Consider the following 20,144-nt stretch of genomic DNA (forward strand, 5'->3'; position numbering starts at 1 on the left):
GCCGCGGCCCCTCGTATCCATCGCGCTATGGATCATGCCTGCTCGAGCCAGACCTTGCCGAAGTCGTGCTCGTAGGTGGGGTGCATCGAGTGGTTCTTCACCTCGGGCTTGATGTTGATGTAGAGCTTGCGCCAGTAAGGCTGGATGATGATGCCGGAATCTTGCAGGGTCTGCTCGATATCCTTCATCACAACCTTGCGCTTCTCCGCATCGGCGATGCCGAGCGCCTCGTTCACCTTCTTGTCGAAGTCCGGATTGGCGTAGGCCGTCTCGTTCCAAGCTTCACCGGTGCGGTAAGCGATGGCGATCACCTGGATGCCCAGCGGGCGCATGTTCCAGTTGGTTTCCGAGAACGGATACTTCGTCCAGTCGTTCCAGAAGGTCGAGCTCGGCAGCACGGTGCGCTTCACCTTGATGCCGGCTTCGCGCAGCTGGGCGGCGATCGCGTCCGTGGTGTTCTTGTGGTAGTCCTCGTCGTTGCTGATCAGCTCGTGCTCGAAATCGATCGCGCCGGCCTCTGTCAGCATCTGCTTGGCCTTGGCGATGTCGCGCTTGACCTCCGGCAGCTTGACATATTCCGGATGGATCGGCGCGACGTGGTGGTTTTCGGCCGGCGTGCCGGCATTGCCGTAGCCGAGCTGCAGCACGGTGGCGTTGTCGACGGCAAGCAACATCGCCTGACGAACCTTCTGGTCGTCATAGGGCTTGTGGGTGATGTTGAAGCGCGACACCACGGTGGCAGCCGTCACGACCTCCGAGACCGGAGCGCCGACGTCGGCGATGATCTTGATGTAGTCGGCGGTCGTTTCGTGGTTGGTCTGGACTTCGCCCGACTCGAAGGCCGAGACGGTCGCGGCCGGATCGGTGCCGTAATCGATGAACTCGACGCCATCGAGGAAGGCCTCGCCCTGCCACCACTTGCCGGTCTCGCGGCGCTTGTAGACCACCTTCTGGCCGACGTCGTAGGAGACGAGCTCGAACGGACCGGTGCCGATCGGGCAGCTCTTGAAGTTCGCGCCCTTCTCGTCGAAGGTCTTGTGCACGACCAGCGCCGGATAGTCGCAAAGGTTCGGGATGATGGCGATGTCGGGCTTGGTCAGCTTGAGCTTGACGGTCATGTCGTCGACCTTGACGACGGAGCCTTCGCGCAGCTTTTTGGTCGTGTCGTCGACGAGGCTGCCGAGGCGGCCAGGCATCGAGTTGCCTTCCGCGCCCTTATCCGCCCAGCGCGTGAAATTGTAGATCACGTCGTCGGCGGTGAACTTGTCGCCGTTGTTCCATTCGACGCCCGGCCGCACATGCAGCGTGTATTCGGTGGCGTCGTCGTTGATGTCCCAGCTCGCCAGCAGATACGGCGCGAAAGTATATTCCTTCGTGTATTTCACCAGCGGCTCGAGCGCCTGGCGCTCGGCATTGGAGATTTCGGACCAGTCGGCGGTGCGCGGATCCTTCGGATCCTTGATCGACATCGCGACCTTGAGCACGCCGCCCTTCTTTCCCTGCACGTCCTCGGCCCGGGCCGGGGTCGGCGCGGCGAGGCCGAGCATGCCATAGGCCATTGCCGTCGATGCGCCGAAGACGCTGGCCATAGCCAGGAATTCGCGGCGGTCCACGCCGCCCGACTTGGCTTCTTCAGCCATTTTCAGGATGTGATCGGGAACACGATCACCATTGCTCTTATAGATTGCCATGACTTACTCCCATTGTTGGCTTTCCGCCTTTTAACATTCCGCATCCAGACCGTGATGTCAAAACACGGTGTGGAGTAGGAACATGCCAGGGAATGTGCATCTTTGGCTACAACCCGGTTCGCGCGTTAGCGACAGTCTTGACGCAAATTTGTTATCGCGAGGCGGATTTCCCAAAAAATCGCTGCGGGCGATTAAATCAATACATTTTATACGGATAACGGCCCCGTCCCCGCGGCGGTCAGCCTGCTGGGCAGACACAGAAGCGCCGGCGCGGCCTCAATATTCGCGTTCGTAGAAGACGCCGCCCTTGGCTTCGCCGGCATCATTGGCCTCGCCGCGCAGCTTCACGCCGCGACCGACATTGAGGTCGATCGTGGCCTTGCCGGAGCCCGGCTTGTCGCCCTTCTGTATGGTCACATAGGTGCGGTCGTTAAGGTATTTGCCGGCCGAAACCGCGGTGCCACCCTTCTCGTCCGTCGTCACGTCGAGATCGTCGACGCCGATTGCGTTGCGCAGGTTGTCGAGCAGCGAGGTCGTGCCGCCGGCGCCTGCCAATTGCGCGGCGGCGTCGGCGAGCTGGGCGATCTGCAGCGGTGACAGTCTGGACATGGATTGACCGAAGATGAGCTGCGCCAGGACCTCGTCCTGGGGCAGCGCCGGCACCGAGGAGAAGTTGAATTTCGGATCGGTCGCCTCGCCGGAAACCACGATTGTCACGGTGGCACTGCTTGTCGTGGTGGTCGCGGTGAGATTGAGGTAAGGCACCAGCGATCCCTGGAACCCGACCGTGCCCTCCGTGAATGTCAGCCGTTTTGCAAGGATCGTTAGCCGTCCGCGCTGCAAGGTGAAAGTGCCCACAGCCTGCGGTGACGACGCCGGGCCGGTTAGTTTGAGCGAGCCGCCGAGCTCGGCGTCGACGCCCCTGCCCTGGATGAAGATCTGGTTCGGCGCGTTGACCGTCACGTCAAGCGTCAGGCCGCTGCCGCCCTTGCTGCTGCCGCTGGACGTTGGCGGGCGCAGCGCCTTGTCCTGTGCCCGCACGGCGCGTGGCGCGTTCTTGTGCTTGACGTTGAGTTCCGAGAGTGACCCGGGCAGCTTGTCCGGAACGGTGATGACCGTCCTCGCCAGATTGATGGTGCCGGCGATCACCGGTGCCGAGACTAGCGGCCCCTTGACGGTCAGGTCGCCGCCGAGATTGGCGGTCACCACCCGGCCGTCGGTGTAGCGGCCATCGCTGAGCTTGATCGACAGGTCGGCCGGGAAGCCTTGCGCCGGCGTGATGCCCACCGTGCCGCTGGCCGACAGGCTGCCGCGCGTCGACAGCTTTCCGGTCAAGCGATTGATCCTGGCGACGCCGCCGCCGATCGAAACGTCGGCGTCGATATCGTTGACCGCCAGGCCGGAACGCGCATCGATAAGGCGCGCGCCGGATGTCGTGACTTTGCCGCTGATCACCGGCGCGGATGCGGGACCGCGCACCTGCACATCGACATTGGCAGTGCCGTTGAGCGCCAGACCTTGCGCGGCGAGCTTGGCGGCAAGGAAGGAAAACGGCACCTTGCCCTTGAAGTCGAGCGCCAAGGTGGGCGTGCCTGCCGTCGCCACCGTGCCGCCACCCTTGAGACCGAGGCCGGCGCCATCGCTGATGTCGGCATCGAAAGCGAGCTTGTTGCCGACGAAGGTTCCCGACGACGACACATTCATGCCGCCGAGGCCGGCGCCGCGCGTCTGCGAGGTCTGCACGCCGGAAGCGTCGATCTTGAAGGCCGCCGATGGGGTCGCCGGCGGGCCGGTGACCTTGACCGTGCCCGAGACCGAGCCGGCCGCGTCGAGACCTGGCGAGAAACTGTTGGCGAGTGAGATCGGCACCCGAGCCAGATTGGCGTTGATGTCGAGCGTCTGCGCGACCTTGCCCGTCACCGTCGCCGTGCCGCCGCCGAGATTCAGCACCAGCCGGTCGAGCGTCGTCACCCCGTTGGCGATGGTCACGGTCGAGGCCTGCGCGATCGCGGCCTTGATGCCCTGCATCGTCGCCTGGCCCGACGCGAGCTCGACGGTCGTCGTGCCGTTGGCGATCCTTACCCGGCCGGCTGCCTTCGCCGGGATGTTCTTGACGGTGGCGCCGCCGGAGAAGCCGGTCCAGTCGCCGTCGCGCTTGAGGTCGACATCGATGCCGGTGATGGCGGTGCCGCCGGAAGTCACGCTCTCGGCGCGCACCGTGCCGGCAATAACCGGTGCTGCCATGTAATTCGCGATCTGCGCGTCGATGGCGACATTCCTGGCGGAGAGATCGCCGCGCTTGATCTCGGAGGTGTTCGCCTTGACGGCGACATTGGGCCCGTTGGCTGCCTTGGTAAAAGCGATCGTGCCGCGCACATTGCCCTCGGCTTTTTCCAGCGCCAGCGCGGCCAGCGGCCCGATATCGGGCAGGTCGAGCGAAACGGTGCCGACCGGCACGAAGGCGTCGTCGAGCGCGAGATCGCCCGAAATCTTATTCGGGCCGAGCGACAGCAAAAGTCCGTTGATCGCGCGGCTGCCATTGGTCGTGGCGAGCACCGCGCTGCCTTGCAGATTCTGCCCGGCGACATTGCCGGTGAGTTCAACATTGGCCGCCGGATTGGCGGCATCGGCCTTGCCGCTGGCCGTAAGCTTCAGTCCCGTGATCTCGCGCGCCGCCACGGAAAGCCGGTCGCTGCTCACCGTCATCGACAGGTCCGGCGTGGTGACCGGGCCTTGCGCGTTCAAGACAAAGGCGATGGCGCCCTTGGCGTCTTTCGACAGCCCCGAAACATCGCTCAATGCGCCTCTGATCCCGGCGGCCAACCTGCCGTCGGCAAGGCTCGCCTGCCCGTCGGCGCTGAGCGCGCCGGAATTCAGCTTCAGCCCGTCGACATTGACATTGCCATTGGCATCGCGCTTCAGCGAGGCGCTCAACGCAGCGCTCTCGCCAAGCATGCCGCGCACCGCCGCCGGCAAGGCTGAAGAGGCGACATTGGCGTTCATATTGAGGTCGACCGAACCGTCGCCCAGCGATATCCGGCCGGCGACCTGGCTGTTGAGCGCATCGCTTCTCAAGGAGCCGCTGTCGACGGCAACGGCATCGGTCGTCAGGCGGCCATTGACCTTGGCCGTGACCTTGCCGGCGATCAGCGGCGCGATCGTCGGATTGTCGAGGCCGATCCTGTCCACCGACACCGTGCCGGAAACCTGACCTGCCCGTCCCTTGAGGTCGAAGGCATCCGAGTGCAGCGCCAGGGTGAGGCCGTCGACCGTCGCCTGGCTGGCGGCAATGGAAGGCAGGATCGCGGACACATCGAGCCGCGCCTGCGTGCTTTCGCCCGCCATCTTTGCCGACAAGGACCGGACGGCGATCTTGACCGGGCTTTGGGCGCTGCCGACCGTCAACGGCAGGCTGGCTCCGGACGAGGTAAGGTCGAGGGAGAAATCGCTGGCGCCGTTCGGGTTGAGGGTGCCGGCGGCCTTGCCTGAAATCCCTTCGCCCGAAAGCGTGGCGTGGTCCAGGGCGACGCCGCCCGCCAGCGTGTAGCTGCCCGCGGCGTCCAGATCCAGCGGCCCGAGCCCAGCCTGGCGGGTCTGGCTGGTTTCGGCGCCCGCCACCTTCGCGCTGAACTGAATGTCGGGATTGGACGATGGACCCGTGACGTGTGCCGTGCCTTCCAGCGTTCCGGCCCCGTCGAGGCCGGGCACGAAATCATTGGCGAGTGCCAACGGGAGGTTGGCGAGGTTTGCCGTCAGGTCCAGTGCCTGACCGGCGCTGCCGGAAACCGTCGCCGAGCCGCCGCCGAGATTGAGCGCGAGCTTCTCGATGGCGGTCACGCCATTGGCGATGGAGAGGCTGGAAGGCTCGGCGATGGCCGCCTTGATGCCGCGCACCGTCGCCTCGCCGGAAGCGATTTCCACGCTCGTCGTGCCGTTGGCGATCTTCACCCGGCCGGTGGCAGTGGCCGGAATGCCGGACGCCGTGGCGCCGCCGGTAAAGTTCGTCCAATCGCCGTCGCGCTTCAAATCGATGCCGATGCCGCTGATGACCGTGCCGCCGGAGGTCACGCTATCGGCCTTGATCGTGCCTGAGATCGCCGGCCCTTTCAGGTAGTTGGCGATCAGCGCGTTGATGGTGATGGCTTTCGCCGCCAGATCGCCGCGGGCGATCGACTTGCTGGCCGCATTGATGGTGACAGTCGGCGCCTCGCCGTCCTTGGCGAAGGCGATCGTGCCGTTGATATCGCCGGTCGCGCTCTGATTTGCGAGCGCCGCAAGCGGTCCGATGTCGGGCACGGCAAGCGTCAGCGTGCCGAGCGGCAGGAACTTGTCGTCGAGCGCGAGATCGCCCGACACCTTGTTGTCGCCAAGCGCCAGGCTGAGGCCCCTGATCGAGCGCTTGCCGTCGGCCGTCACCAGCGAGGCTGCGATGTCCAGCGCCTGCCCCTCGGCGCTGCCCGTCAGCGAGATTTCGGCGGACGGGTTGGCGATGTCGGCCTTGCCCTTGGCCGAGAGTTTGATGTCCTTCACCGTGCGGCCGGCGGCCGTCAGGCTGGCGCTGTCTGCTGAAACGGAGAAATCCGGCGCCCAGCGCGGGCCGCTCGTGGTCAGCGCGAAATTGATCCCGCCGGCAAGCGGCGTGCCGGCGAGCGACGACAGTGGCGAGACATCGCCCAATGTGCCTTTGACGCTGGCCTGGATATCCGATCCTTGCATGCTGCCGGTACCGCTGGCGCTGAGCGAGCCCGAGCTGATCTCCAGCGAGTTGGCGGCGAACGCGCCTTGCGGATCGCGTGTGGCGGTGGCCGAGAACTTCACCCGCTCGCCAAGCAGCGAGCTGATCTGCGGCGGCAATGCCTTCGAGACGGCGTCGGCATTCATCTTCAGCGTCATCGACAAATCGGCCAGCGCCACATTTGCCGTCAGCCCGGCATTGAGCGCATCGCTGCGCAAGGTGCCTTTGTCGATGGTCACGGTCTCCCGGCTGATCGTGCCGGAAAGGTCCGCGGCGAGCTTGCCGGTCACCAGCGGCGCCAGCGTCGCGACATCGGTCTTCAGGCCGGCGGCCGCGAGCCTGATGGCGACCGGGCCGCTAACGGTCTCGATGTCGAAGCCGTCGGAGTGGATCTCGCCCGTAATATTGTTGAGCTGCGTGCCGCCGACGGCGACCGAAGTAAGCGACGTGCCGATATCGACCATCGGCGCCTTGCCGTCGCCGAAGGCGCGCACCGTGGCCTTTTCGACCGCGACCAGGATCGGAACCGCGCTGTTGCCGACATCGACGGTGACCGGCTTCTCCTTTGCGGAGAGCTCGACCGCAAGGTTGCTGGCGCCCTTCGGATCGACATTGCCGGTGGCAGTGCCGTGCACCGCATCGCTCTCTATGATGGCCTGCTCGATATCGATCCCACCCGACGCGGTCGCCGTTCCGGCGAGGTCGAAGCTCGTCTTGCCGGCAAACAAAGCCTTTATCTTCTCCGGCAGGAACTCTTCGAACTGGCCGTCGCCCTTGGCCTCGATGCGGTGGCCCTTGTCAGTGAGCTGGTGCCGACCGGTCAGCTGGCTGACGATCCGGCCGTCGATCATAAAGGTGCCAACGCCGCTCCAGTTGGCCAAAGGCCCGCCGCCGGAAACGACGATGTTGACGGGCGGCGCATCCGGCAGCTTGAGCAAATTGGCGATGATGCCGCCGGCCGGCTCCGACGCCTTGAGGTCGAGGTCGAGCTTGTTGTCGGCCGGTGCAAAGTGGATCTTGGCGTCGACATTGCCTTGCTTGCCGTCATGGCGGCTGACGTTGAGCACGCTTTCGATCGCCAGCGGCGACGGATCGGCCTTGAGCGAACCCTTGGCGGCCAATTCGGCGATGCCGCTGCCGGCAAGCTCCTGTCCAAGCGCGATCTCCGGCAGGTCGATCTGCTTCACGTCGATCGACACCGGCAGGCTGGACGAGCCACCTTGCGATGGCTGCTGGCTCGGCTGCGGCAGCCGCGCCAACTCGATGCGCTCGGCGGCTAAGTGATCGGCATCGAAATTCCAGGACAGCAGCGCCGCCGGCGACCAGTCGAGCGCTACCTTGCGCGCCACCATCCAGGGGCCCGCGCGGTCTTCCAGCACGATGTGGTCGACCCTGAGCGCGCCCGACCAGATGCCTTCGATGCCGCTGACCGTCACCTTGCGGTCCTCGTTCGAAGCCATCTTCGATATCAGGCCGGCAAGATTCTGGCGGCCGCCTTCGGTGCCGGTCAGAACGACAAGCGCGCCGATCGCCACCACGAGCAGCACAAGCAGCGCGTAGAGGCAGATACGGACAATGCGCCAGACCATCTTCATCGTCAGAACGCCTGGCCGATGCCGGCATAAATGCCGAAATGCGGATCGCCCGGATCGCGGTTGAGCGGCACGGCAGCGTCGATGCGCAACGGCCCGAAGGGAGTAATATAGCGCAGGCCGACGCCGGCGCCGACCTTCACATTCGAGAAATCGGGGAAGGATTTGGTCGAGACGGTGCCGGCATCGACGAAGGGCACGATGCCGATCGTGTCGGTGATGCCGATGCGCATCTCGACCGAGGTCTCGAAGAAGGAGAGGCCGCCGATCGGCTGGCCGTTGATATCCTTCGGGCCGATGCCCTGATATGCATAGCCGCGCACCGAGCCGCCGCCGCCGGAATAGAAGCGACGGTCGGCCGGCACGTTCTGCAGCCCGGTGCCGACGATCGAGCCCAGCGTCGCGCGCTCGGCGAGCACGAACCGGCTTGCCGTGTCGAGCGACTGGTACGTGTAGCCCTCGCCCTTCAGCTTCAGGAACGTCGCGCCATTCAATATGTCGTAGCTCGGCTCGGCATAGGCTAAGAATCGGAATCCCCTGGTCGGGTTCAGCTTGTTGTCGCGGCTGTCATAGACATATTGCAGCGGCACGCTGGCGATCAGATAGGTATGCTTGCCGAAGGCGTCGGTGATCCTCGAATAATCGAGGTCGAATTCGGCCGACACCCGCTGTTTCTTGTCGAGATCGTAGGAAACGCCGACGTCGCCCTTGACCGAGAAATGGTCGTAGGCATCGGGGTGTTCGAACACCGTCTTTACGCCGGTGAAGAATTTCGATGTCGGCCCGAGCACGCCCGGCTTCTCGAACATGACGCCGGCATTGTAGTTGAGCGCGGAAAGGCTGTTGCTGCCGATGCCGCTGATCGAGCCGTCGATGCGCAGCTTCTCCGCCTGGCCGAAGAGGTTGCGATGGCCCCAATAGCCTTCGAGCCCCAGGCCTTCGGTATTCGAGAAGCTGCCGCCGACGCCGAAATAGCGCGGCTTGCGCTCGCTCACCTGGACGCCGATCGGAATGTTGCCGTTGGCGTCGAGCCTGTCGCCTTCCTTGATCGTCACGCTGTTGAAGACCTCTAGCCCGAGCAGCCGGTCGCGCGCATCGTCGATCTCCTGCGGCGAATATTGCTGGCCCCGTTTCAGCCCGGTCATGTATTCGGTGAAGTCGCGATCGACCTTTTCCGTGCCCTCGACCGTCGTGTCGCCATAACCGGCGACCGGGCCGGCGGCCACCGTCAACGTCACGTCCAGCGTCGAACTGGTGTGCTCGGCGACGATCTCGCGGTTCGTGACCTTGGCAAGAGGCCTGCCCTCTTCCTTCAGCGCCCGCACGATCAGCAGTTCGGCCTTGAGCACCGCGCCTGAACCGGCATCGCCGCCGGCGATCAGGCCGAAATCGGCTGCCGCCAACCCGGCCGCATCGCCCTTCAGGCGGATGTTGCCAAGCGTGAATTTCGCCCCGGGGGAAACCGTTATGACCACCGGAATGGGCTGTGGCCCTTTGAACTCGGCATCCGGCGGCAATTCGTCGATCGACTTGCCCTCGATCGTGATGGTGACCACGCCTTCGTAGCGAGCATCGGCGTAGAGGGCGGCGACGAGCTGTTCGCGGTCGCCGCGTGCCTTGGCCATCAGGCCGAGCGACCCCGACACCGGATGATCCTCGTCATTTTTCAGCGCCGAGGCGTTTTCGAGCCTCTTGATCAGATCCTTGTCGGCATCAGGCGCATTGATCGTCACCGAGTAGCGCAGCGGATCGACGATGTCGGCATCCTCGTCCTTGGACGAGCCCCAAAGCTTGATGCCGAAAATCTCGAAAGCCGCCGCCTGCCGTACCTCGGCAGTCAGCACGGTCGAGCAGACGAGCGCCAAAAGCAGAGCGCGCGGGAGCCCGCGCCCTGGCGCGACCCCCTTTGACATCTGCGTTTCATGCGCCGGCATTAAGACAACCTAGTCGACAAAACTAAAATTGGAATGAAGTTCCGCAACGTTCGTAAAGGGGCCACAATCCAATTGTCTGAAATAGACCGGGCTTGGAATTCACACCTTTTGCATTTTCGCAAGAATGTGTGATCCGTCTCACAGAGGTTGTGTCGAAATACCGGCCTTTGGCCGGCAGGGAAACCGTTCGCGGGTGATAAACCTGCGGCGCTCCGGCGTTGACAAGCCTGCACGAAGCTTGATCATGCCCGGACGCTGGCGATGTCTGGAGGGTGGTATGGCAATGCGCGCGGCTCGTGGTCTCTCTTTGCTTCTTCTCATCTTTTTCGCCCTGGGCGGAGCGGCCTTTGCGGCCGAAGCCCGGAGAATCGTGACGACCGATAATTCCGACTATTTCGGCTTCGACCTGAGGTCGGAGCAGAATGTCAGCCTCGACCAGTGCAAGACCGCATGTCTCGGCGATCAGGCCTGCCGCGCCTTCACCTACAACACCAAGGCCAAATGGTGTTTTCTCAAATCCGACTATAACCAGTTGAAATCCTTCACCGGCGCAGTCGCCGGCAAGGTCGCCGATGTCGACGGCGATCCCGATATCGGCGCTCCGCCGGCACTGGCTTTTTTCCCCAACTGGATGGCCGACCAGGCCCAGCAGTTTCGCAACAAGCTGACCGATCCGGCATACGACAAGCCGACCGAAGGGCTTGCAGCCCTGCAGGCCGCCGCCGAGCAGGCGTCGCTTACCGGCGACCATCGTCTTGCCATGCAGAAATACCAGGCCGCGGTTTCGGTGCTGCCCGATGACGGCGCGCTGTGGCTGGCGCTGGCGCGCGAGACGCTTGCCGTGCAGCCGGCGTCGAACACCACCGAACCTTCGACTTTGCCGATGAATGTCACCTCGGCGGCCTTCAACGCCTACAAGCTGGTGCGCACGGCAAAGACCCGTGCCGAGGCGCTGGCGCTGCTTGGCGCCGGCCTCGACAAGCGCGACCTCTACAGGCCCTCGCTGCAGGCCTATGAGGCGAGCCTTGCGCTGGTGAGCTCGCCGGCTGTCCAGGCCGACTACGCCGACCTCAAGGCGCGCAAGGGTTTTCGCGTCGTCGAGCACACCGTCGACGCCGATTCCTCCTCGCCGCGCATCTGCGCCCAGTTTTCCGAGGAACTGGTCAAGACCGGGGTCGATTATTCGCAATTGGTGACGGTGGACAACGCCGCGCCCAAGGCCGTCGAGGCCAAGGACAAGCAGATCTGCGTCGAAGGCCTGGAACACGGCCAGCATTATGACGTGACCTTCCGCGCCGGCCTGCCGTCGGCGATCGGCGAGACGATCGCCGCGCCCGTCGTGCTGTCGATCTACGTCCAGGACCGCGCTCCCTCCGCCCGCTTCACCGGCGACAGCTTCGTGCTGCCGGCCGGGGCGCGCCGCGGCATCCCGGTCGTCACTGTCAACATGAACGCCGCCAAGATGACGCTCTATCGCATTGGCGATCGTTCGCTGGCGCAGCTTCTGTCCGGCTATCAGTTCCTGCATCAGCTCGACGGCTATGACATTTCCACCATTTCCGACCAGATGGGCTCGCCCGTCTGGTCGGGCACGCTCGAAATCGCCAATGATCTCAATAAGGAGGTTACCACTTCGTTCCCGGTGGATGAGGCGATCCCACAGCGCAAGCCCGGCGTCTATGTGCTGACCGCGCAGCCGGTCGACGACAAGAGCGACGACTATGGTTCACGCGCCACGCAGTGGTTCGTCGTCTCCGATATCGGCCTTTCCACCTATACCGGCCAGGACGGCCTCAACGTCTTTGCCCGTTCGCTGGGCTCGGCCAAGCCGATCTCCGGCGCCGAATTGACGCTGCTTGCCAGGAACAACGAGATTCTCGGCACGGCGACCACCGACGCCGAGGGCCACGCCGTCTTCAATCCGGGCCTCACCCGCGGCGAGAACGGCATGGTGCCGGCCGTGCTGATGGCCAAGCAGGGCGACAACGACTTCGTCTTCCTCGACATGGGCAAGGCCGGCTTCGACCTGTCGGATCGCGGCGTCGAGGGGCGCGCCTCGCCAGGCACCCTCGACGTTTATGCCTGGACGGAGCGCGGCATCTACCGCGCCGGCGAGGACGTTCACGTCGCGGCCCTCGCCCGCGACGGCGCGGCAAAAGCGGTTGAGAACCTGCCGCTCACCTTCATCTTCACACGTCCAGACGGGGTCGAGAACCGCCGCATAATCAGCAATGGCGAGTCCGCCGGCGGCCACGCCGTCGACCTGCCGCTGGAGGCCAACGCCATGCGCGGCACCTGGACGGTGTCGATCTACACCGATCCCAAGCAGTCACCGGTCGCCAGCCAGATGTTCCTGGTGGAAGACTTCGTGCCGGATCGCATCGAATTCGACCTGACCGCCGACAAGAAGGAGATCGCCCAGGGCGAGACCGCCAACGCCACCGTCGACGGCCGCTTCCTCTATGGCGCGCCGGCCGCGGGCCTCGCGCTTGAAGGCGAGCTGACTTTGTCGACCACAAGCAGTTGGGACAGCTTCAAGGATTTCACCTTCGGCCTGGCCGACGAGCAGTCGGGCGAGCCGACCGTGACGCCTCTCGCCAACCTTCCGGTGGTCGGCGATGACGGCAAGGCGACTTTCCCGGTGACGATCGACCAGTTGCCGTCGACCACCAAGCTGGTCAACGCCAAGGTCACCGTGCGCATGCGCGAGGCCGGCGGCCGCGCCGTCGAGCGCTCGCTCGACATCGGCGTTCGCCCGCAGCGCGACGTCATCGGCATCCGCCCGGATTTCGAGGGCGATGAGGTGCCGCAGGGCGGCACCGCCAAGTTCAGCATCATTGCCGTCGACCCGAACGGCAAGCGCGAAGACCTGAAGGTCGCGCAGTGGTCGCTGGTCAAGGTCGAGCGCAACTATCAATGGTACCGTTCCAACAATTCGTGGAACTACGAAGCGGTCAGCCTCACCAAGGCCGTCGCCAACGGCGCGGTCGACCTGAAGGCCGATGGCGAGGCGACGGTGTCGCTGCCCGTCGATTGGGGCCGCTACCGGCTCGAGGTCGAGACCGCCGATCCCGACGGTCCAGCGACCAGCTATGAGTTCGACGCCGGCTGGTACGTCGCCTCCACCACCACCGAGACGCCGGACGGCCTGGAGATCGCGCTGGACAAGGACACTTATGCCGCCGGCGAAGTCGCCAAGCTGAAGGTCTCGCCGCATTTTGCCGGCGAGCTTCTGGTCACCATCGGTGCCGAAAAGCTGCTGAAGACCGTCACCGCTTCGGTGCCGGCCGGCGGCAGCACCGTAGACATCCCCGTCGGCGATGACTGGGGCGCCGGCGCCTATGTCACGGCGACCTTGTTCCGGCCCGGCGACGCGCAGGAATCGCGCATGCCTGCCCGCGCCATCGGCATCCAATGGCTGTCAGTCGATCCTGGCTCGAAGAAGCTGGCGGTCAGCCTGACGCCGCCGGAAAAGACCGTGCCGCGCCAGCAGCTGTCGATCCCGGTCGCCGTCAGCGGCGCTCAGGCCGGCAGCAATGCCTATGTGATGGTGGCTGCCGTGGATGTCGGCATCCTCAATCTCACCAACTACAAGGCGCCCGATCCGGAGGACTGGTTCTTCGGCCAGCGCATGCTGGGGCTGGAGATCCGCGACCTCTACGGGCGCCTGATCGACGGCTCGCTCGGCGCCATGGGCAAGATACGCACCGGCGGTGATGGGGCGAACATGCAGGCGCAAGGCAGCCCGCCGACGGAAAAGCTGGTCGCCTTCTTCTCCGGCCCGGTCGAGCTCGATGCCAATGGCAAGGCCCGGGTCGATTTCGACATTCCGCAGTTCAACGGCACCGTGCGCATCATGGCCGTCGCCTGGACCAAAGATGCGGTCGGCCATGCCCAGACCGACGTCATCGTTCGCGATCCGGTGGTGATCACCGCCGGCCTGCCGCGCTTCCTGGCGCCGGGCGATGCGGCGACCATGCGCCTCGACATCGCCGACACCGACGGCCCGGCCGGCGACTATGCACTCTCGGTCACCACGACCGGCGACCTGTCGACCGGCGACACGCCACTGCCCGAGAAGCTGACGCTCGCCCAGGGCAAGCGGCAGTCGCTCAGCTTCCCGCTGGTCGCCAAGACCGCGGGCGACGCTTCGGTCACGGTCAAGCTCGCGCATGCCGATGGCACGGAAGTCGAGCAGACGCTCTATCTGCCGGTGCGCCCGGCGCAGCTTCCGGTCACCAACCGCATGGTTGTCGACCTGAAGCCCAATGGCGGCTCGCTGCGCGTCGACAAGGAACTGCTTGCCGCAAGCGTGCTCGACGGCGCTTCGGTCAGCGTCGGCGTCTCGCAGTCGTCCGCGCTCGACGTGCCGTCGCTTCTGATGTCGCTCGACCGCTACCCCTATGGCTGCGCCGAGCAGACCACCAGCCGCGCCATGCCGCTGCTCTACGTCAACGACATGGCCAAGAGCATCGGCATGGAGAGCGATCCGGACCTGCATGGGCGCATCCAGGATGCCATCTACAAGGTGCTGTCCTACCAGGCGGCAGGCGGCAGCTTCGGCCTCTGGGGCCCCGGCTCCGGCGATCTGTGGCTCGACGCCTATGTCACGGAGTTCCTGACCCGGGCGCGTGAGCAGAAGTACGATGTGCCGGCGCTGGCCATGAACCAGGCGCTCAACAACTTGCAGAACGCACTCGGCTACGACCAGGACGTCCAGGACAAGGGCAGCGAGATCGCCTATGCGCTCTACGTGCTCGCCCGCAACAAGAAGGCCTCGATCGGCGACCTGCGCTATTATGCCGACACGCAGCTCGAAGCCTTCTCCAGCCCGATGGCCGTCGCCCAGTTGGCGGCGAGCCTGGCGCTCTACGGCGACGCGCAGCGTTCGGAAGCCACCTTCCAGACGGCGCTCAGGCTGGCGCAGTCGGAAACCGACTACGACTACTACCGCTCGGACTATGGCTCGCGGTTGCGTGACGGCGCGGCGATGCTGGCGCTGGCGGCGGAATCGAAGCCGGTGCCGAGCATCATGCCGCAGCTCATCAAGCTGGTGGGAGTGGCACGCGCCGACGCCCGCTGGACGAGCACGCAGGACGAATCCTGGATGCTACTGGCCGCGCGGGCGCTGAAGGAAGGCAATGATTCCATCACGCTTTCCGTCAACGGTGCGCCGCACTCGGGCGGCTATTCCGACCAGGTCGCCGGCAGCAACCTTGTCGACAGCCCGCTCACCATCGCCAATACCGGCGCGACGCCGCTGCAGGCGGTGGTGACCGCGGTCGCCGCGCCGGTCGAGCCGCTGCCGGCCGGCGGCGACGGTTTCACCATCGCGCGCACTTACTACAAGCTCGACGGCACCGAGGCCAATGTCACCGAGGCCAAGCAGAACGAGCGCTACGTGGTCGTGCTCAAGGTCTATGAGCAGAACAAATGGCCGTCGCGGCTCCTGATCACCGACCTGTTGCCGGCCGGCTTCGAGATCGACAATCCGAGCCTGGTTTCCAGCGCGCAATTGTCGAACTTCTCCTGGCTGGCGCAAACCGACGCCGCACATCTTGAGTTCCGCAACGACCGCTTCGTCGCCGCTTTCAATCCGAACGAAGGCGACGGCGACCGCAACATCACGCTGGCCTACGTCGTGCGCGCCGTGACGCCGGGCACCTACGCCCATCCGGCGGCGACGGTGGAGGACATGTACCGGCCGCAATATTCGGCCCGCACCGCCACCGGCGTGATGGAGGTGAAGGCCGAGTAGCGATGACAAGATCGCCGATGTCTCCCTTCTCCCCGCCTCCATACCGGGAGAAGGGACCGGTTCACCGTCCGAAGCTGCAGCGTAGCTGCTGCGAAGGACGGGCAGGCGGATGAAGGTCAGCGCCATGCTTTCCAGGAAATTTCTCAGACGCACCGCGATCGCAGGCCTTTGCCTCGCCGGCTTCGCGGCGCTTTCGGTCGCTGCGCTCTGGGAGCTCGACCGCGCTTTCCCGCCGCCGCTGCCGGCAAAGCTGACGGTCTCGACGGAGGTGCAGGACCGCGACGGTCAGCTGCTGCGCGCCTTCGCCACGCCCGACGGCTATTGGCGGCTCGAGACCCGGCTCGACCAGGTCGACAGGCAATTCGTCGACATGCTGGTCAGCTATGAAGACAAGCGCTTCTGGGACCACCGCGGCGTCGACCTCCTGGCGCTCTGCCGCGCCGCCGGCCAGCTCGTCACCAGCGGGCATATCGTGTCCGGCGGCTCGACCTTATCGATGCAGCTCGCCCGGCTGATCGAGCCGCGCGACAGCCGCAGCCTTGGCTCCAAGCTCAAGCAGATGCTGCGCGCCATCCAGATCGAGCGGCGGCTCACCAAACAGGAAATCCTCGAACGCTACCTGACGCTGGCACCCTATGGCGGCAATCTCGAAGGTGTTCGCGCCGCATCGCTTGCTTATTTCGGCAAGGAGCCGAAGCGGCTCACCGTGTCGGAAGCGGCCCTGCTCGTCGCCCTGCCGCAATTGCCGGAAAAGCGCCGGCCCGACCGCAACCTCGACATCGCCCACGCCGCACGTGACCGCGTGCTCACCCGCATGGTCTCGGCCGGCCTGCTCGGCGAACGCGAAGCCGCGCGCGCCGCGCTGGACGACGTCTCCGGCCTGCGCAGAAAACTGCCGGCGCTGGCCGCGCATGCTTCCTATGCCATGCTGCCCAGGGCCGTGCCAGGCAAGCCGCTGCAGCTCACCATCCGCAAAAGCGTGCAGCAGGGGCTGGAACAGGTGGCAAGGGATGCCGCCAGGAAGCTCGGGCCGAAACTTTCCGTCGCCATGGTCATGGCCGATGCGCGCACCGGCGACATTCTGGGCGAGGTCGGCTCGGCCGATTTCTTCGATGCCAGCCGCTCCGGCTGGATCGACATGACCAAGGTCGTGCGCTCACCCGGCTCGACGCTCAAGCCCTTCATCTATGGGCTGGCCTTCGAGCAGGGGCTGGTGGCGCAGGAGATGATCATCGAGGACAGCCCCGCCGATTTCGGCGGCTACCGTCCGAAGAATTTCGACATGGGTTACCAGGGCGACGTCTCGATCCGCCAGGCGCTGCAATTGTCGCTCAACGTGCCAGCGATCCGCGTGCTCGACGCGGTCGGCCCCGCGCGGCTCACCGCGCGCTTCCGCCAGGCAGGCGTCAACCCGATCCTGCCAGTCAACGAAGCGCCGGGCCTGGCGATCGGACTTGGCGGCGTCGGCGTGACCTTGCGCGACCTGGTGCAGCTCTATACGGGGCTCGCCAATGGCGGCAAGATGCATACGCTGCGTGACGGCACCGAGCCCGCCAATGCCGAGCGCATCACCGCCACCATTCTCGACGACCAGGCGGCCTGGCAGATCAACGACATCCTGTCCGGCGTGAAGCCGCCGGAAGGCGCCATGCAGCGCGGCATCGCCTACAAGACCGGCACCTCTTACGGCTATCGCGATGCCTGGTCCGTCGGCTTCGACGGCCGCTATGTGCTAGGTGTGTGGGTCGGCCGCGCCGATGCCAGCCCTGTCCCCGGCCTGTCGGGCTATGTCTCGGCAGCACCCATCCTGTTCGAAGGCTTCGTCCGTTCCGGTCTTGCCGGCGTGCCGCTGCCCGGCCGGCCGCCGGGCGTCTTCAACCCCAAGCGCGATGAATTGCCGGTGACGCTCGCCCGCTTCGGCGCCGGCGCCGACGGTCTGGTGCAGGCCACCGCCACCGAGCCGGCGCCGACCATCATCTTCCCGCCCAACGGCGCCCGCGTCGACCTCGGCACCAATTCGGCCGAGGCCACGCCGCTGGTGCTGAAGCTGCAAGGCGGCCGGGCGCCGTTCCGCTGGCTCGCCAACGGCAAGCCGCTCGCCGGCATCGACCGCCGCCGCACCGCGACCTGGCAACCCGACGGCACCGGCTATTCGACGCTGACGGTGATCGACGCTGTTGGGCGGGCGGCGAGCGTGAAGGTTTTCGTTGAATAGGATGTGGCAAGCGATTCAGGGGATTGCGTTTCTCGGCGTGATATCCGGCGCGAGGCCCCCCTCTCTGGCCTGCCGGCCATCTCCCCCTCAAGGGGGGAGATTATTCGCTTCGTGGCCTTCGCTAATCTTCAAAGTTGGAAAGGCGGGCCCAGCGCCGAAACTGCCAATCTCCCCCCTTGAGGGGGAGATGCCCGGCAGGGCAGAGGGGGGTGCCTCGCACCGACTTTTGTCGAGAGCATTCTTCGCAGCGCTTGCGCTAGCAATCGCGAGCCCTCTCTCAGTCCGCGCCGATCCCCTCCCCGCCGGCTTCGTCAGGCTGGCCGAAATCGACCCGACCATTCGCCAGGATATTCGCTACGCCGGCGTGGAAAATTTCCTGCACCGCAAAGCCGACGGCTATGACGCGCCGGTCTGCATCCTGACCGCGCAGGCGGCGAAGGCGCTGTCCAGCGTCCAGAAAGCCATGACCGCCAAAGGCCTGACGCTGGTCGTCTTCGACTGCTACCGCCCCGCGCGAGCGGTTGCCGATATGGGCAGGTGGACAAGAGAAGGCGGCCGGCCTGACCCGCAATGGTATCCGACCGCGGAGCGTGGCGATCTCATCGCCAAAGGCTATATCGGCGAGTTCTCCAGCCATTCTCGAGGTTCGACGGTGGACCTTGCCATCGCCGAGCCCGGCAATAAAAGCGCGGTTCATCCGGCCTGCGGTGCGCCGGACGGCGACACGCTCGACTTCGGCACCGGTTTCGACTGCTTTGACCCAAAGAGCGAAACCGCCAGCGCCTTGATCGACGCCGAAGCCACCGCAAACCGCAAGACGCTGCTGATCGCAATGCGCGCCGCCGGCTTTCGCAACTATGCGCGCGAATGGTGGCACTTCACCCTGGCCAAGAGCCTTTCCCAAAACAGCGCTTCGATTTCCCGGTTAACGCCAATTGAGGCGCCCTGGGGTTGTCATCACCCTGACCGCTTCTAATTAGGGCCGGCGGATGAAGAGCCATGCGGCCGCTGGCTGAGGAAGTTATTTCCTCAACCGCCCCAAGCTCGGCGAAAAATTGCTTCGAGGAGATGAAAAAGGCAACATTCAATGCATCTAAATTCTATAAACTCGGTAGAGTTCGTGCAGTTCAACGGAGGCCGGAATGACCAAACCTCATTTCAGGAAACTGCTCGGCGCGCTGGTCGCCACGTCTGTCCAGTTCGGCACGCTCGGTTTCGCGTTTGCCGATACGACCATTCTGAATGTGTCCTATGACCCGACACGTGAACTCTACAAAGCCTATGATGAGGCGTTTGCCGCGCACTGGAAGGCTGAGACCGGCGAAACAGTCACCATCCAGCAGTCGCATGGCGGTTCCGGCGCGCAGGCCAGGGCGGTGATCGACGGCCTTGACGCCGACGTCGTCACGCTGGCCCTCGACGGCGACATCAACGCCATCGTCTCGAAGACGAAGAAGATCAACCCGGATTGGCGCTCGAAGTTCGAGAACAACTCGGCACCTTACACCTCGACCATCATCTTCCTGGTGCGCAAGGGCAATCCCAAGGGCATCCATGACTGGAGCGATCTGGTGAAGGACGGCGTCCAGGTGATCACGCCGAACCCGAAGACGTCCGGCGGCGCCCGTTGGAACTATCTTGCCGCCTGGGCCTACGCAAACGCCAATGACGGCAACGATGAAGCCAAGACCAAGGAGTTCGTCGGCAAGCTTTATGCGAATGTTCCGGTCCTCGATACCGGCGCGCGCGGCTCGACGGTGACCTTCGCGCAGAAGGGCCTGGGCGACGTGCTGATCGCCTGGGAGAATGAAGCCTATCTCGCGCTCGACGAATTCGGCGCCGACAATTTCGACATCGTCTACCCGCCGACCTCGATCCTGGCGGAGCCGCCGGTCGCGGTCGTCGACGCCAATGTCGACGCCAAGGGCACGCGCAAGGTCGCGGAGGCCTATCTGGGCTGGCTCTATTCCAAGGAAGCGCAGACCATCATCGCCAAGAACCACTATCGCCCGGCCAAGCCCGACCTGGTGCCGACCGAGGATCTTTCTAAGCTACCGGCAATCAAGCTGGTCACCATCGACGACCCGCAATTCGGCGGTTGGAAGAAAGCGCAGCCTTACCATTTCGGCGACGGTGGTATATTCGACCAGATCTACAAACCGGCGCAGTGAGGACGGACGGCCGGAGCCTCACGGGCGTCCCGGCCGAATGCTACTGCG

General features: G+C 64.9%; 7 protein-coding genes. 4 read left to right on the forward strand and 3 right to left on the reverse strand.

All coding sequences use genetic code 11. From position 1 onward, the window contains the following. Positions 1-32: 32 nt before the first annotated feature. The 3 genes from LB535_RS16720 to LB535_RS16730 all read right to left on the reverse strand — a co-directional run bounded on the left by LB535_RS16720 (position 33) and on the right by LB535_RS16730 (position 9,952). On the reverse strand, positions 33-1,691 hold the full coding sequence (locus tag LB535_RS16720; protein WP_140839585.1) for an ABC transporter substrate-binding protein: 1,659 nt from the start codon (positions 1,689-1,691) through the stop codon (positions 33-35). A 276-nt stretch (positions 1,692-1,967) separates the two neighbouring features. Continuing rightward, positions 1,968-8,021, reverse strand: a complete 6,054-nt coding sequence (locus LB535_RS16725; protein WP_224632990.1) for a translocation/assembly module TamB domain-containing protein — start codon at positions 8,019-8,021, stop codon at positions 1,968-1,970. A 2-nt stretch (positions 8,022-8,023) separates the two neighbouring features. Further along, positions 8,024-9,952, reverse strand: a complete 1,929-nt coding sequence (locus tag LB535_RS16730) for an autotransporter assembly complex protein TamA (protein ID WP_224632991.1) — start codon at positions 9,950-9,952, stop codon at positions 8,024-8,026. A 277-nt stretch (positions 9,953-10,229) separates the two neighbouring features. Between LB535_RS16730 and LB535_RS16735 the strand changes: the two genes are divergently transcribed. From LB535_RS16735 to LB535_RS16750, 4 genes are all read left to right on the forward strand, one after another. Beyond that, positions 10,230-15,710: an alpha-2-macroglobulin family protein gene (locus tag LB535_RS16735; RefSeq protein ID WP_224632992.1), complete on the forward strand. Its 5,481-nt coding sequence runs from the start codon at positions 10,230-10,232 to the stop codon at positions 15,708-15,710. A 109-nt stretch (positions 15,711-15,819) separates the two neighbouring features. Next, positions 15,820-17,925 (forward strand): penicillin-binding protein 1C, encoded by a 2,106-nt coding sequence (gene pbpC / locus LB535_RS16740; protein WP_411969579.1) that lies wholly within the window; start codon positions 15,820-15,822, stop codon positions 17,923-17,925. Position 17,926: 1 nt separating this feature from the next. After that, positions 17,927-18,901, forward strand: a complete 975-nt coding sequence (locus tag LB535_RS16745; protein WP_224632993.1) for a M15 family metallopeptidase — start codon at positions 17,927-17,929, stop codon at positions 18,899-18,901. 166 nt (positions 18,902-19,067) lie between these two features. Beyond that, complete coding sequence (locus tag LB535_RS16750) at positions 19,068-20,096, forward strand: sulfate ABC transporter substrate-binding protein (RefSeq protein ID WP_224632994.1); 1,029 nt, start codon at positions 19,068-19,070, stop codon at positions 20,094-20,096. The last annotated feature ends 48 nt before the right edge of the window (positions 20,097-20,144 follow it).

This window comes from Mesorhizobium sp. CA10 (assembly GCF_020165285.1).
Classification (GTDB): domain Bacteria; phylum Pseudomonadota; class Alphaproteobacteria; order Rhizobiales; family Rhizobiaceae; genus Mesorhizobium.

What these genes read in the sequence shown, in the direction of transcription:
- LB535_RS16720 (WP_140839585.1), bottom strand. Translation starts at nt 1,691, where the DNA reads ATGGCAATCTATAAGAGCAATGGTGATCGTGTTCCCGATCACATCCTG.
- LB535_RS16725 (WP_224632990.1), bottom strand. Translation starts at nt 8,021, where the DNA reads ATGAAGATGGTCTGGCGCATTGTCCGTATCTGCCTCTACGCGCTGCTT.
- LB535_RS16730 (WP_224632991.1), bottom strand. Translation starts at nt 9,952, where the DNA reads ATGCCGGCGCATGAAACGCAGATGTCAAAGGGGGTCGCGCCAGGGCGC.
- LB535_RS16735 (WP_224632992.1), top strand. Translation starts at nt 10,230, where the DNA reads ATGGCAATGCGCGCGGCTCGTGGTCTCTCTTTGCTTCTTCTCATCTTT.
- pbpC (WP_411969579.1), top strand. Translation starts at nt 15,820, where the DNA reads ATGAAGGTCAGCGCCATGCTTTCCAGGAAATTTCTCAGACGCACCGCG.
- LB535_RS16745 (WP_224632993.1), top strand. Translation starts at nt 17,927, where the DNA reads ATGTGGCAAGCGATTCAGGGGATTGCGTTTCTCGGCGTGATATCCGGC.
- LB535_RS16750 (WP_224632994.1), top strand. Translation starts at nt 19,068, where the DNA reads ATGACCAAACCTCATTTCAGGAAACTGCTCGGCGCGCTGGTCGCCACG.